Genomic DNA, 13,333 nt, shown 5'->3' on the forward strand with positions numbered 1-13,333 from the left:
GTCCGTGTCAGGTCAGGCGCCTTTTTCCGGCCCCTGACCTGCTCGGTTTTTGGCCGCGCATCTATACCCGTTATCGTTGTGCGGTATGCCTGCGTTCGGGTTGGTCCCCTCGCGTAGGCAGGACCCGAAATGAAAGGACCCGGAGAGCTATGCCTCCCAAGAAGAAGAAGGTCACGGGGCTCATCAAGCTCCAGATCAACGCCGGTGCGGCGAACCCGGCCCCGCCGGTCGGCCCCGCGCTCGGTCAGCACGGCGTCAACATCATGGAGTTCTGCAAGGCCTACAACGCCGCGACCGAGTCGCAGCGCGGTTGGGTCATCCCGGTGGAGATCACGGTCTACGAGGACCGCTCCTTCACCTTCGTCACCAAGACCCCGCCGGCCGCGAAGATGATCCTCAAGGCCGCTGGTGTCGAGAAGGGCTCCGGCGAGCCCCACAAGACCAAGGTCGCCAAGATCACCCAGGCGCAGGTCCGGGAGATCGCCCAGACGAAGCTTCCCGACCTGAACGCCAACGACCTGGACGCCGCGTCGAAGATCATCGCCGGCACCGCCCGTTCCATGGGCATCACGGTCGAGGGCTGAACCCCACCTTCGTAGAACCACCGTGGTAGGGCCTGCTCGGCCCGTACACCACGACTCCTTCGGAACACACAGGAGCAAGTTGTGAGCAAGCGCAGCAAGGCTCTCCGCGCTGCGGACGAGAAGATCGACCGGGAGAAGCTGTACGCCCCGCTCGAGGCCGTCCGTCTCGCCAAGGAGACCTCCACGACCAAGTTCGACGGCACCGTCGAGGTCGCCTTCCGCCTGGGTGTCGACCCGCGCAAGGCCGACCAGATGGTCCGTGGCACCGTGAACCTCCCGCACGGCACCGGCAAGACCGCCCGGGTCCTGGTCTTCGCGACCGGTGACCGTGCCGAGGCCGCGCGTGCCGCGGGCGCCGACATCGTCGGCGCCGACGAACTGATCGACGAGGTGGCGAAGGGCCGTCTGGACTTCGACGCCGTCGTCGCCACCCCGGACCTCATGGGCAAGGTCGGCCGCCTCGGCCGCGTCCTCGGCCCGCGTGGTCTGATGCCGAACCCGAAGACCGGCACCGTGACCCCGGACACCGCCAAGGCTGTGACCGAGATCAAGGGCGGCAAGATCGAGTTCCGCGTCGACAAGCACTCGAACCTGCACTTCATCATCGGCAAGACGTCCTTCGAGGACGACAAGCTGGTGGAGAACTACGGCGCCGCGCTGGAGGAGATCCTCCGTCTGAAGCCGTCCGCCGCCAAGGGCCGCTACATCAAGAAGGCCGCGGTCAGCACCACCATGGGCCCCGGCATCCCGGTCGACCCGAACCGCACCCGCAACCTCCTCACCGAGGAGGACCCGGCCGCCGTCTGAGCCCCGCGCTCGGTCCGGTAGCCGCGTCAGGGACGCGACACCAACAGGACGGGCCCCGCAACCGAGAGGTCGCGGGGCCCGTCCTGCTGTTTGAGCGACTCCCGGCGCGTTGTCGGTGCCCTGGGTTAGCGTCGGGGTACGGGACCGGGGGACGGGACCTTCATGGGGGTGGGCGGGATGAAGAGCAGGCGAGTGCGTCGTACGGCCGTCTCGGTCGCGGTGGCGGCCGCGCTGACCGGAGTGGCCGCCTGCAGCTCGGCGGCAGGCTCCGGGAGCTCGGGAGGGTCCGGGGGCTCCGGCAAGGAGGACAGGGCCGGTGCCCGCGCCGCGACCAGGGTCAGCCCCATCGCCGCGCTGCGCTCCGCGGAGAAGTCCACCGACAAGGCCGACTCCGCCCGGGTCCGCTCCACCACGACCATGGGCTCCCTGCTGTCCATGACGACGGACGGCAGCCTCGCCTGGGACGACGGCATATCCGGCACCGTCACCATCACCTACACCGGCGGCAGCACGGCCGAGCTGATGCGCAAGCTCGGTACGACGTCGATGGAGGCCCGCTATCTGCCCGACGCCTACTACGCGAAGATGGGTGACACGTTCGCCGCGCAGACGGGCGGCAAGCACTGGATCCGGTACGGGTACGACGACCTGGCCTCCGTCGCCGGCGGCTCGGGTGCCCTGCTCAAGGACCAGATGCAGAACACCACGCCCAACAAGTCGGTGCAGATGCTGCTGGCCTCCGGCGACGTGCGGAAGGTCGGCGCGGAGACGGTCGACGGCCAGGCCACCACCCACTACGCGGGCACCGTGGACGTGGCCGACCTGGCCGGGCGGAGCAGCAGCCTCACGGCGGGCCAGCTGGCCGCCCTGAAGAAGCAGCTCACCCAGGCCGGCGTCAGCACCGAGACCGTCGACATCTGGGTCAACGACCAGGACCTGCTGGTCAAGAAGACCGAGAAGGCCGCCACGGCGACCGGCACGATGACCCAGACCGCGCACTACAGCGACTACGGCGTGAAGGTCAGCGCCCGCAAGCCCCCGGCCGGCGACACCGAGGACTTCGAGTCGCTGCTCAAGAAGCAGGGCGCGACCGGGCTGACCTCCTGAGCGGTCGGCGGCAGGGGACCGATTTGCTCGACGGCGCACAGGTCCCGTACTCTTCCGGAGAAGCCAAAGACCGCTGGTCGTTGCCGTGTGCTCGTAAGAGGGTGCGGTGGCCGAAGGATCCGCTGAACCGCGGACGACCCGCGCAGGTGACTGTGGAAGTGCTCCCGGAGCCGCATGCGTCGCGTATGTGATTTCGGTCGAGCTACGCCCCGTGCGCCTGCGCCGGGGCGTTTCGTTTTTCCCGGCCCCTTCTGAGCGGTCCTCATCACCCGGAAGGAGGCCGACGCTCTATGGCAAGGCCCGACAAGGCTGCCGCGGTAGCCGAGCTGACGGAGCAGTTCCGTAGCTCGAACGCCGCCGTGCTGACCGAGTACCGGGGTCTCACCGTGGCGCAGCTCAAGACGCTGCGTCGTTCGCTCGGTGAAGACGCCCAGTACGCCGTGGTGAAGAACACGCTGACCAAGATCGCGGCCAACGAGGCCGGGATCTCGACGCTCGACGACCTGTTCAACGGTCCGACGGCGGTTGCCTTCATCACCGGTGACCCGGTGACGTCGGCGAAGGGTCTTCGTGACTTCGCCAAGGACAACCCGAACCTCGTCATCAAGGGCGGTGTCCTTGACGGCAAGGCGCTGTCCGCCGACGAGATCAAGAAGCTTGCGGACCTCGAGTCCCGCGAGGTTCTGCTCGCCAAGCTGGCGGGCGCCCTGAAGGGCAAGCAGACGCAGACTGCTCAGCTCTTCCAGGCGCTCCCGTCGAAGCTCGTCCGCACCGTGGACGCGCTTCGCGCCAAGCAGGACGAGCAGGGCGGTGCCGAGTAACTCGGCTCGCGAAATGACCGCCGCCTGAGGCAGCCCGCCGAAGGCAACGGTCGTAGCGGGCCGAACGTACGCCCGCCAGACATGTACATACGGCACCAGCCGAATTAGTGGAAGGAAAGCCATCGTGGCTCTCACCCAGGACGAACTGCTCGCCGAGTTCGAGACGATGACCCTGATCCAGCTCTCCGAGTTCGTGAAGGCGTTCGAGGAGAAGTTCGACGTCACCGCCGCCGCCGCGGTTGCCGCCGCCCCGGCCGGCCCGGCCGCCGCCGCCCCGGTCGAGGAGGAGAAGGACGAGTTCGACGTCATCCTCACCGGCGCCGGCGACAAGAAGATCCAGGTCATCAAGGTCGTGCGTGAGCTGACCTCGCTCGGCCTGAAGGAGGCCAAGGACCTCGTGGACGGCGCCCCGAAGCCCGTCCTCGAGAAGGTCGCCAAGGACGCCGCCGAGAAGGCCGCCGAGTCCCTCAAGGGCGCCGGCGCCTCCGTCGAGGTCAAGTAACACCTCCGGGGTCGTCCAGACCCCTGTGTGCTGAAACACCCCCTCGGGGGCTGTAACGCGCAGACCGCGAAGAGCGATCATCCATCCGGGTGGTCGCTCTTCGGCGTTCCCGGGAGGCCGACCACGGTTGCCTTGCACCCGTGACGGCGGGGGGTATGGTGATCTTCGTCGTGTCCCTGGCGCACCGGGTTTGCGCAAGGGGGCCTTGACGAACCGCACGCAGCGCGCAATTCTCAGGACGCGTCGCCAGAACGGTCCGAATCCGAGGCATGGATCGGCGACGAAGAGGGCAGTATCAACGTGCGTTGAGGGCAGGCATGACGCAGGCGTTGACGATGAAGAGGGTCTCAGAAAATGGGGACTGGACATCAGTGTGCCAAGTGGCTACACTGACCCTTTGCGCTGCCTGTTAGCTATCCCCTGCCCGTCACCAGGGGTCTGCCCTCACCCGAATGCCGACGACCGAACCTCCTCTGAACTGGGGTTTCTGTCTCTGTGTCCGGGAAGGGACCGGGGAGCGCGTAGTGAGTCCGAGCCCTCGGAAGGACCCCCTCTTGGCCGCCTCGCGCACTGCCTCGAACGCGAATATGAACAACGGCGCCAGCACCGCCCCGCTGCGCATTTCCTTTGCAAAGATCAAGGAGCCTCTCGAGGTTCCCAACCTGCTCGCGCTGCAGACCGAGAGCTTCGACTGGCTGCTCGGCAACACCGCCTGGCAGAGTCGGGTCGAGGAGGCTCTGGAGTCCGGTCAGGACGTCCCCACCAAGTCCGGTCTGGAGGAGATCTTCGAGGAGATCTCCCCGATCGAGGACTTCTCCGGGTCGATGTCGCTGACGTTCCGCGACCACCGCTTCGAGCCGCCGAAGAACAGCATCGACGAGTGCAAGGAGCGCGACTTCACGTACGCCGCCCCGCTCTTCGTCACGGCCGAGTTCACCAACAACGAGACCGGTGAGATCAAGTCCCAGACGGTCTTCATGGGCGACTTCCCGCTCATGACGAACAAGGGCACCTTCGTCATCAACGGCACCGAGCGTGTCGTGGTGTCGCAGCTGGTCCGTTCGCCCGGTGTCTACTTCGACTCGTCCATCGACAAGACGTCCGACAAGGACATCTTCTCCGCCAAGATCATCCCCTCCCGGGGTGCCTGGCTGGAGATGGAGATCGACAAGCGCGACATGGTCGGTGTCCGCATCGACCGCAAGCGCAAGCAGTCGGTCACCGTGCTGCTCAAGGCGCTCGGCTGGACCACCGAGCAGATCCTCGAGGAGTTCGGCGAGTACGAGTCCATGCGCGCCACCCTGGAGAAGGACCACACCCAGGGCCAGGACGACGCGCTGCTCGACATCTACCGCAAGCTGCGTCCGGGCGAGCCCCCCACGCGTGAGGCCGCGCAGACGCTGCTCGAGAACCTGTACTTCAACCCGAAGCGCTACGACCTCGCCAAGGTCGGCCGCTACAAGGTCAACAAGAAGCTGGGCGCGGACGCCCCGCTGGACGCCGGTGTGCTGACCGTCGAGGACGTCATCTCGACGATCAAGTACCTGGTCAAGCTGCACGCGGGCGAGACCGAGACGGTCGGCGACAGCGGTGGCACGATCGTCGTCGAGACCGACGACATCGACCACTTCGGCAACCGTCGTCTGCGCAGCGTCGGCGAGCTCATCCAGAACCAGGTCCGTACCGGCCTGGCCCGTATGGAGCGCGTCGTCCGCGAGCGCATGACCACCCAGGACGTCGAGGCGATCACGCCGCAGACCCTGATCAACATCCGGCCGGTCGTCGCCTCCATCAAGGAGTTCTTCGGCACCAGCCAGCTGTCCCAGTTCATGGACCAGAACAACCCGCTGTCGGGTCTCACCCACAAGCGCCGTCTGTCGGCTCTTGGCCCGGGTGGTCTCTCCCGTGAGCGGGCCGGCTTCGAGGTCCGTGACGTGCACCCGTCGCACTACGGCCGCATGTGCCCGATCGAGACCCCCGAAGGCCCGAACATCGGCCTGATCGGCTCGCTCGCCTCCTACGGCCGGGTCAACGCGTTCGGTTTCGTCGAGACCCCGTACCGCAAGGTCGTCGACGGCCAGGTCACCGACGAGGTCGACTACCTGACCGCCGACGAGGAGGACCGCTTCGTCATCGCGCAGGCCAACGCCGGCCTCAACGACGACATGCGCTTCTCCGAGGCCCGTGTCCTCGTCCGCCGCCGTGGCGGCGAGGTCGACTACGTCGCCGGTGACGACGTGGACTACATGGACGTCTCGCCGCGCCAGATGGTGTCGGTCGCGACCGCCATGATCCCGTTCCTGGAGCACGACGACGCCAACCGTGCCCTCATGGGCGCGAACATGATGCGCCAGGCCGTGCCGCTGATCAAGAGCGAGTCCCCGCTCGTCGGCACCGGCATGGAGTACCGCTCCGCGGTCGACGCCGGCGACGTGGTCAAGGCCGAGAAGGCCGGTGTGGTCCAGGAGGTCTCCGCGGACTACATCACCACCGCCAACGACGACGGCACGTACATCACGTACCGCCTGGCCAAGTTCGCCCGCTCCAACCAGGGCACCTCGGTCAACCAGAAGGTCATCGTCCTGGAGGGCGACCGGATCATCGAGGGCCAGGTCCTCGCCGACGGTCCCGCCACCCAGAACGGCGAGATGGCGCTCGGCAAGAACCTGCTCGTGGCGTTCATGCCGTGGGAGGGTCACAACTACGAGGACGCGATCATCCTGTCGCAGCGCCTCGTGCAGGACGACGTCCTCTCCTCGATCCACATCGAGGAGCACGAGGTCGACGCCCGTGACACCAAGCTCGGCCCCGAGGAGATCACCCGGGACATCCCGAACGTCTCCGAGGAGGTCCTCGCCGACCTCGACGAGCGCGGCATCATCCGCATCGGCGCCGAGGTCATCGCCGGTGACATCCTGGTCGGCAAGGTCACCCCGAAGGGCGAGACCGAGCTGACGCCGGAGGAGCGCCTGCTGCGCGCGATCTTCGGTGAGAAGGCCCGTGAGGTCCGTGACACCTCGCTGAAGGTGCCGCACGGCGAGACCGGCAAGGTCATCGGTGTGCGCGTCTTCGACCGCGAGGAGGGCGACGAGCTGCCGCCGGGCGTGAACCAGCTGGTGCGCGTCTACGTCGCGCAGAAGCGCAAGATCACCGACGGCGACAAGCTCGCCGGCCGGCACGGCAACAAGGGTGTCATCTCCAAGATCCTGCCGATCGAGGACATGCCGTTCCTGGAGGACGGCACCCCGGTCGACATCATCCTCAACCCGCTCGGTGTGCCGTCCCGAATGAACCCGGGACAGGTCCTGGAGATCCACCTCGGCTGGCTCGCCAGCCGCGGCTGGGACGTCTCCGGTCTCGCCGACGACTGGGCCCAGCGGCTCCAGGCCATCGGCGCCGACCAGGTCGCCCCGCGCACCAACGTCGCGACCCCGGTCTTCGACGGTGCCCGCGAGGACGAGCTGGCGGGTCTGCTCCAGCACACCATCCCGAACCGGGACGGCGACCGCCTGGTGCAGCCGACCGGCAAGGCGCGGCTGTTCGACGGCCGCTCCGGTGAGCCGTTCCCGGACCCGATCTCCATCGGCTACATGTACATCCTCAAGCTCCACCACCTGGTCGACGACAAGCTGCACGCCCGGTCGACCGGCCCGTACTCGATGATCACCCAGCAGCCGCTGGGTGGTAAGGCGCAGTTCGGTGGCCAGCGCTTCGGCGAGATGGAGGTGTGGGCCCTCGAGGCCTACGGCGCCGCCTACGCGCTCCAGGAGCTGCTCACCATCAAGTCCGACGACGTCACCGGCCGCGTGAAGGTCTACGAGGCCATCGTCAAGGGCGAGAACATCCCCGAGCCCGGCATCCCCGAGTCCTTCAAGGTCCTCATCAAGGAGATGCAGTCGCTCTGCCTGAACGTGGAGGTGCTGTCCAGCGACGGTATGTCCATCGAGATGCGTGACACCGACGAGGACGTCTTCCGCGCGGCGGAGGAGCTCGGCATCGACCTGTCCCGGCGCGAGCCGAGCAGCGTCGAAGAGGTCTGACGGGAGTCCGGCGGGCCCTGAGCCATCAGGGCCCGCCGACCCCCAGGCCCCCGTTTCAGACCTGAAGACTCACAACCCTGAGAGGGATTGACGCATAGTGCTCGACGTCAACTTCTTCGACGAGCTCCGGATCGGCCTGGCCACCGCGGACGACATCCGTCAGTGGAGCCACGGCGAGGTCAAGAAGCCCGAGACGATCAACTACCGCACCCTCAAGCCGGAAAAGGACGGGCTCTTCTGCGAGAAGATCTTCGGCCCCACCCGGGACTGGGAGTGCTACTGCGGCAAGTACAAGCGCGTCCGCTTCAAGGGCATCATCTGCGAGCGCTGCGGCGTCGAGGTGACCCGCGCCAAGGTGCGCCGTGAGCGGATGGGCCACATCGAGCTGGCCGCGCCCGTCACGCACATCTGGTACTTCAAGGGTGTCCCGAGCCGGCTGGGCTACCTGCTCGACCTGGCTCCCAAGGACCTCGAGAAGGTCATCTACTTCGCGGCGTACATGATCACGTTCGTCGACGAGGAGCGCCGCACCCGCGACCTGCCCTCCCTGGAGGCGCACGTCTCCGTGGAGCGCCAGCAGGTCGAGAACCGCCGGGACGCCGACCTGGAGGCCCGCGCCAAGAAGCTGGAAAGCGACCTGGCCGAGCTGGAGGCCGAGGGCGCCAAGGCCGACGTGCGCCGCAAGGTGCGCGAGGGTGCCGAGCGTGAGATGAAGCAGCTGCGCGACCGTTCGCAGCGCGAGATCGACCGCCTCGACGAGGTGTGGACCCGCTTCAAGAACCTCAAGGTCCAGGACCTGGAGGGCGACGAGCTCCTCTACCGCGAGCTGCGTGACCGCTTCGGCACGTACTTCGACGGCTCGATGGGTGCCGCGGCGCTGCAGAAGCGCCTGGAGTCCTTCGACCTCGACGAGGAGGCCGAGAAGCTCCGCGAGATCATCCGCACCGGCAAGGGCCAGAAGAAGACCCGTGCGCTCAAGCGCCTCAAGGTCGTCTCCGCGTTCCTGCAGACCAGCAACAGCCCCAAGGGCATGGTGCTCGACTGCGTGCCGGTCATCCCGCCGGACCTCCGCCCGATGGTGCAGCTGGACGGTGGCCGCTTCGCGACCTCCGACCTGAACGACCTGTACCGCCGTGTGATCAACCGCAACAACCGCCTGAAGCGGCTTCTCGACCTCGGCGCGCCCGAGATCATCGTGAACAACGAGAAGCGCATGCTCCAGGAGGCCGTGGACGCCCTCTTCGACAACGGTCGTCGTGGTCGCCCGGTCACCGGTCCCGGCAACCGGCCGCTGAAGTCCCTGAGCGACATGCTCAAGGGCAAGCAGGGTCGTTTCCGTCAGAACCTGCTCGGCAAGCGAGTCGACTACTCGGCGCGTTCCGTCATCGTCGTCGGCCCGCAGCTGAAGCTGCACCAGTGCGGTCTGCCCAAGGCCATGGCGCTGGAGCTCTTCAAGCCGTTCGTGATGAAGCGCCTGGTCGACCTGAACCACGCGCAGAACATCAAGTCCGCCAAGCGCATGGTGGAGCGCGGCCGCACCGTCGTGTACGACGTCCTCGAAGAGGTCATCGCCGAGCACCCGGTGCTGCTGAACCGTGCGCCCACCCTGCACCGCCTCGGCATCCAGGCCTTCGAGCCGCAGCTGGTCGAGGGCAAGGCCATCCAGATCCACCCGCTCGTCTGCACCGCGTTCAACGCGGACTTCGACGGCGACCAGATGGCCGTGCACCTGCCGCTGTCCGCGGAGGCGCAGGCCGAGGCCCGCATCCTGATGCTGTCCTCGAACAACATCCTCAAGCCCGCCGACGGCCGTCCGGTGACGATGCCGACCCAGGACATGGTCCTCGGTCTGTTCTTCCTCACCACCGACGGTGAACTCCGTGACACCAAGGGCGAGGGCCGCGCGTTCGGCTCCACGGCCGAGGCGACCATGGCGTTCGACGCCGGCGAGCTGGCGCTGCAGTCGGCGATCGACATCCGCTTCCCGGTGGGCACCATCCCGCCGCGCGGCTGGACCCCGCCGGCCGTCGAGGAGGGCGAGCCGGAGTACCAGACCGGTGACACCTTCCGGCTGCGCACCACCCTGGGCCGCGCGCTCTTCAACGAGCTGCTGCCCGAGGACTACCCGTTCGTCGACTACTCGGTGGGCAAGAAGCAGCTCGGCGAGATCGTCAACGACCTGGCGGAGCGCTACCCCAAGGTCATCGTGGCGGCGACGCTCGACAACCTGAAGGCGGCCGGCTTCTACTGGGGCACCCGCTCCGGTGTCACCGTGGCCATCTCCGACGTCGTCGTCCCCGAGGCCAAGAAGGCGATCGTCGCCGGCTACGAGGCCCAGGACGAGAAGGTCCAGAAGCAGTACGAGCGCGGTCTGATCACCAAGGAAGAGCGCACTCAGGAGCTCATCGCGATCTGGACCAAGGCGACCAACGAGGTCGCCGAGGCGATGAACGAGAACTTCCCCAAGACGAACCCCATCTTCATGATGGTTGACTCGGGTGCCCGAGGAAACATGATGCAGATGCGGCAGATCGCCGGTATGCGTGGTCTGGTGTCGAACGCGAAGAACGAGACCATCCCGCGTCCGATCAAGGCCTCGTTCCGTGAGGGCCTGTCCGTGCTTGAGTACTTCATCTCCACGCACGGTGCCCGTAAGGGTCTGGCCGACACCGCCCTGCGTACCGCCGACTCGGGTTACCTGACCCGTCGTCTGGTGGACGTCTCGCAGGACGTCATCATCCGCGAGGAGGACTGCGGCACCGAGCGCGGCCTCAAGCTGCACATCGCGGAGATCGGCGCGGACGGCGTGCTGCGCAAGGCGGACAACGTCGAGACCAGCGTGTACGCCCGTGCGCTGGCCGAGGACATCGTCGTCGACGGCGTGGTGCTGGCCCCGGCCAACACCGACCTCGGTGACGTGCTCATCGACGAGCTGGTCGCCCGTGGCGTCTCCGAGGTCAAGACCCGCTCGGTCCTGACCTGCGAGTCCGCCGTCGGTACCTGCGCCATGTGCTACGGCCGCTCGCTGGCCACCGGCAAGCTGGTCGACATCGGTGAGGCGGTCGGCATCATCGCCGCCCAGTCCATCGGTGAGCCCGGTACCCAGCTGACGATGCGTACCTTCCACACCGGTGGTGTGGCCGGTGACGACATCACCCAGGGTCTGCCGCGTGTCGTCGAGCTCTTCGAGGCCCGTACCCCGAAGGGTGTCGCCCCGATCTCCGAGGCCCAGGGCCGCGTGCGGATCGAGGAGACCGAGAAGACCAAGAAGATCGTCGTCACCCCGGACGACGGCAGCGACGAGATGGCCTACCCCATCTCGAAGCGTGCCCGTCTCCTGGTCAGCGAGGGCGAGCACGTCGAGGTGGGCCAGAAGCTCACCGTGGGTGCCACCAACCCGCACGACGTGCTGCGCATCCTGGGTCAGCGTGCCGTCCAGGTCCACCTGGTCGGCGAGGTCCAGAAGGTGTACAACTCGCAGGGTGTGTCGATCCACGACAAGCACATCGAGATCATCATCCGGCAGATGCTGCGCCGCGTGACGATCATCGAGTCCGGCGACGCCGAGCTGCTGCCCGGCGAGCTGGTCGAGCGCTCGAAGTTCGAGCACGAGAACCGTCGTGTGGTCCAGGAGGGCGGTCACCCGGCCTCCGGCCGTCCGCAGCTGATGGGTATCACGAAGGCGTCGCTGGCGACGGAGTCGTGGCTGTCCGCGGCCTCCTTCCAGGAGACGACCCGAGTCCTGACGGACGCGGCGATCAACGCCAAGTCCGACAGCCTCATCGGTCTGAAGGAGAACGTCATCATCGGTAAGCTCATCCCGGCCGGTACGGGTCTGTCCCGTTACCGCAACATCCGGGTCGAGCCGACCGAGGAGGCGAAGGCCGCGATGTACTCGGCCGTCGGCTACGACGACATCGACTACTCGCCGTTCGGCACGGGCTCCGGCCAGGCCGTTCCGCTGGAGGACTACGACTACGGTCCGTACAACCAGTAGTAGTTGGTTCTGAAGGGCGGTCACCCCGTTTCGTACGGGGTGACCGCCCTTCGGCGTTCCGTGCCCTGTCAGCGCGCGGTGATCTCCAGTGCCGTGACGACCACGGCCGCCACGGCGGCCAGCGCGCCGATGCTCGTCAGCGGCCACCGGGTCCGCTCCAGGGCGTCCAGCCGCCGCTCGTGGTCGGCGAGCTGCCTGTCGGTCTGGTCGCTGCGCTGGACGAGGAGCGCGAGCGCGCCGTCGACGCGGGCGAACCCGGCCTCCAGCGTGCCGCGCAGCCGCTCCAGTTCCAGGGCGACGGTGATCGGGTCGTTCGGATCAGGGTCGGTCATCGGCACCCCCCGTCCGCAGCCACGAGGGCAGCAGCGCCTGTACGGCGGGCACGGCCATCGCCCGGGTGACCGCGGCGGCGACGGCGAGCGCGCCGGCGGCCCAGGGCAGGGTGTCCGGGATGCCGGCGGCGTCGACGACCGCCGGCAGCAGGACGCACAGGCCGACGGCTGTCTGCACGACGGTGCGCAGGGTGCGCCTGGTCGGTTCCGTCACGGGTCAGACCTCCTTCACGAAGGGGACCTTGAGCGCCGCCCAGGACTTCGCCCCCGGCCAGCCGTCGGCCGAGGAGCCGGTGTAGCCGAGCCTGCGCTGCCACTTCGCGTACGACGCCCGGTCGGCGTCGGTCCACTGGGGGCCGGGACCGGAGGTGTACGCCGAGCAGCCGCTCGCGACCAGCCGCCTGCCCATCGCGGTGACGATCGCCGACTTCGGGTTCTTCCTGAACCACTCGGCGCCGGGGAAGGGCTGGTGGGCGGGGGTGCCGGGGGAGGGCACCCGCGTCGCGAGGCGGGCCGCGACCCGGCTGCGGAAGTCGGCCATCGCGAAACCGCGCGGGTCGATCTTGGTGTTCGTCCACTCCTTGTGGCCGATGACCGACCGGGCGCTCCAGCCGTGCGCCCGGCAGAGCGCGGCCGACGCCCGGACCATGGTGTCCAGCTGGACGTCGGGCCAGGGGTCCTTGCCGTCGCCGAGGTTGACGCACTCGAAGCCGTAGAAGTGGACGTTGCCGTCGGTGTCGTTCTCGTCGGGGGCGGGGAGCGAGGCGCTCTCGGCGACGACGGCGGCGAGGACGTCGCCGTCGCCGCTGCCGGCGTGGTTGGCGCGGCCGTTGCCGACGAGGTGGACCGTGCCGTCCTTGGCGATGACGCCGTGGCAGAGCGGGCCGGGCAGGTCGGAGCGGCCGTTGAAGCACATGCTGACGGAGGTGGTGGTGCCGGAGGTGACGGTGTGGTGGATGATCACGCCGTTCACCGGGCCCCAGGCGCCGTGTCCGGCCCTGTTGTGGGTGCGCCAGCCGTCGTGCTCGACGACGGGGACGCCTTCGGCCTGGAGGGCCGACAGGAGGGCGTCTGCGGAGAGGGGTGTGGCCATGGGGTGCCTTCCTGGAGGGATGCGGGCACGAGAAAACCCCGGCCGGAATC

The 13,333-nt window shown here is 67.8% G+C and carries 10 protein-coding genes; 7 read left to right on the top strand and 3 right to left on the bottom strand.

The annotated features are described in order from the left end of the window. Positions 1–149: 149 nt before the first annotated feature. The 7 genes from rplK (at position 150) to ACGF5O_RS40610 (ending at position 11,858) form a co-directional block, all read left to right on the top strand. A complete protein-coding gene (rplK, locus tag ACGF5O_RS40580; RefSeq protein WP_362743545.1) occupies positions 150–584 on the top strand; it encodes a 50S ribosomal protein L11 in 435 nt (144 codons plus the stop codon). A gap of 81 nt (positions 585–665) precedes the next feature. Next, positions 666–1,391 (top strand): 50S ribosomal protein L1, encoded by a 726-nt coding sequence (rplA, locus tag ACGF5O_RS40585; RefSeq protein WP_189268819.1) that lies wholly within the window; start codon positions 666–668, stop codon positions 1,389–1,391. A 177-nt stretch (positions 1,392–1,568) separates the two neighbouring features. Continuing rightward, positions 1,569–2,498, top strand: a complete 930-nt coding sequence (locus ACGF5O_RS40590; protein ID WP_393814942.1) for a hypothetical protein — start codon at positions 1,569–1,571, stop codon at positions 2,496–2,498. A 290-nt stretch (positions 2,499–2,788) separates the two neighbouring features. Further along, a complete protein-coding gene (gene rplJ, locus ACGF5O_RS40595) occupies positions 2,789–3,319 on the top strand; it encodes a 50S ribosomal protein L10 (protein WP_361282886.1) in 531 nt (176 codons plus the stop codon). Positions 3,320–3,440: 121 nt separating this feature from the next. Further along, positions 3,441–3,821, top strand: coding sequence for a 50S ribosomal protein L7/L12 (rplL, locus tag ACGF5O_RS40600; protein ID WP_316773961.1), 381 nt, complete (start codon positions 3,441–3,443; stop codon positions 3,819–3,821). A gap of 554 nt (positions 3,822–4,375) precedes the next feature. After that, positions 4,376–7,861: a DNA-directed RNA polymerase subunit beta gene (gene rpoB / locus ACGF5O_RS40605; protein WP_393814943.1), complete on the top strand. Its 3,486-nt coding sequence runs from the start codon at positions 4,376–4,378 to the stop codon at positions 7,859–7,861. Positions 7,862–7,958: 97 nt separating this feature from the next. Further along, positions 7,959–11,858 carry a DNA-directed RNA polymerase subunit beta' gene (locus ACGF5O_RS40610; protein ID WP_393814944.1) on the top strand — a complete coding sequence of 1,300 codons (3,900 nt, stop codon included), beginning with the start codon at positions 7,959–7,961 and terminating at the stop codon, positions 11,856–11,858. Positions 11,859–11,926: 68 nt separating this feature from the next. On the opposite strand, the gene ACGF5O_RS40615 is transcribed toward ACGF5O_RS40610, so the two are convergent. From ACGF5O_RS40615 to ACGF5O_RS40625, 3 genes are read right to left on the bottom strand one after another with little or no spacing between them, the layout of a single operon-like run. Further along, positions 11,927–12,190, bottom strand: coding sequence for a hypothetical protein (locus ACGF5O_RS40615; RefSeq protein WP_393814945.1), 264 nt, complete (start codon positions 12,188–12,190; stop codon positions 11,927–11,929). Continuing rightward, complete coding sequence (locus ACGF5O_RS40620; protein ID WP_393814946.1) at positions 12,177–12,404, bottom strand: hypothetical protein; 228 nt, start codon at positions 12,402–12,404, stop codon at positions 12,177–12,179. Before ACGF5O_RS40620 ends, ACGF5O_RS40615 begins: the two co-directional genes overlap by 14 nt. A gap of 3 nt (positions 12,405–12,407) precedes the next feature. Next, positions 12,408–13,283: a peptidoglycan-binding protein gene (locus ACGF5O_RS40625; RefSeq protein WP_393814947.1), complete on the bottom strand. Its 876-nt coding sequence runs from the start codon at positions 13,281–13,283 to the stop codon at positions 12,408–12,410. Between the last annotated feature and the right edge of the window lie 50 nt (positions 13,284–13,333).

Origin of the sequence: Streptomyces sp. NPDC048291 (assembly GCF_043201715.1) — a bacterium.
Taxonomy (GTDB): Bacteria; Actinomycetota; Actinomycetes; order Streptomycetales; family Streptomycetaceae; genus Streptomyces.

What these genes read in the sequence shown, in the direction of transcription:
- rplK (WP_362743545.1), top strand. Translation starts at nt 150, where the DNA reads ATGCCTCCCAAGAAGAAGAAGGTCACGGGGCTCATCAAGCTCCAGATC.
- rplJ (WP_361282886.1), top strand. Translation starts at nt 2,789, where the DNA reads ATGGCAAGGCCCGACAAGGCTGCCGCGGTAGCCGAGCTGACGGAGCAG.
- ACGF5O_RS40590 (WP_393814942.1), top strand. Translation starts at nt 1,569, where the DNA reads ATGAAGAGCAGGCGAGTGCGTCGTACGGCCGTCTCGGTCGCGGTGGCG.
- ACGF5O_RS40615 (WP_393814945.1), bottom strand. Translation starts at nt 12,190, where the DNA reads ATGACCGACCCTGATCCGAACGACCCGATCACCGTCGCCCTGGAACTG.
- ACGF5O_RS40625 (WP_393814947.1), bottom strand. Translation starts at nt 13,283, where the DNA reads ATGGCCACACCCCTCTCCGCAGACGCCCTCCTGTCGGCCCTCCAGGCC.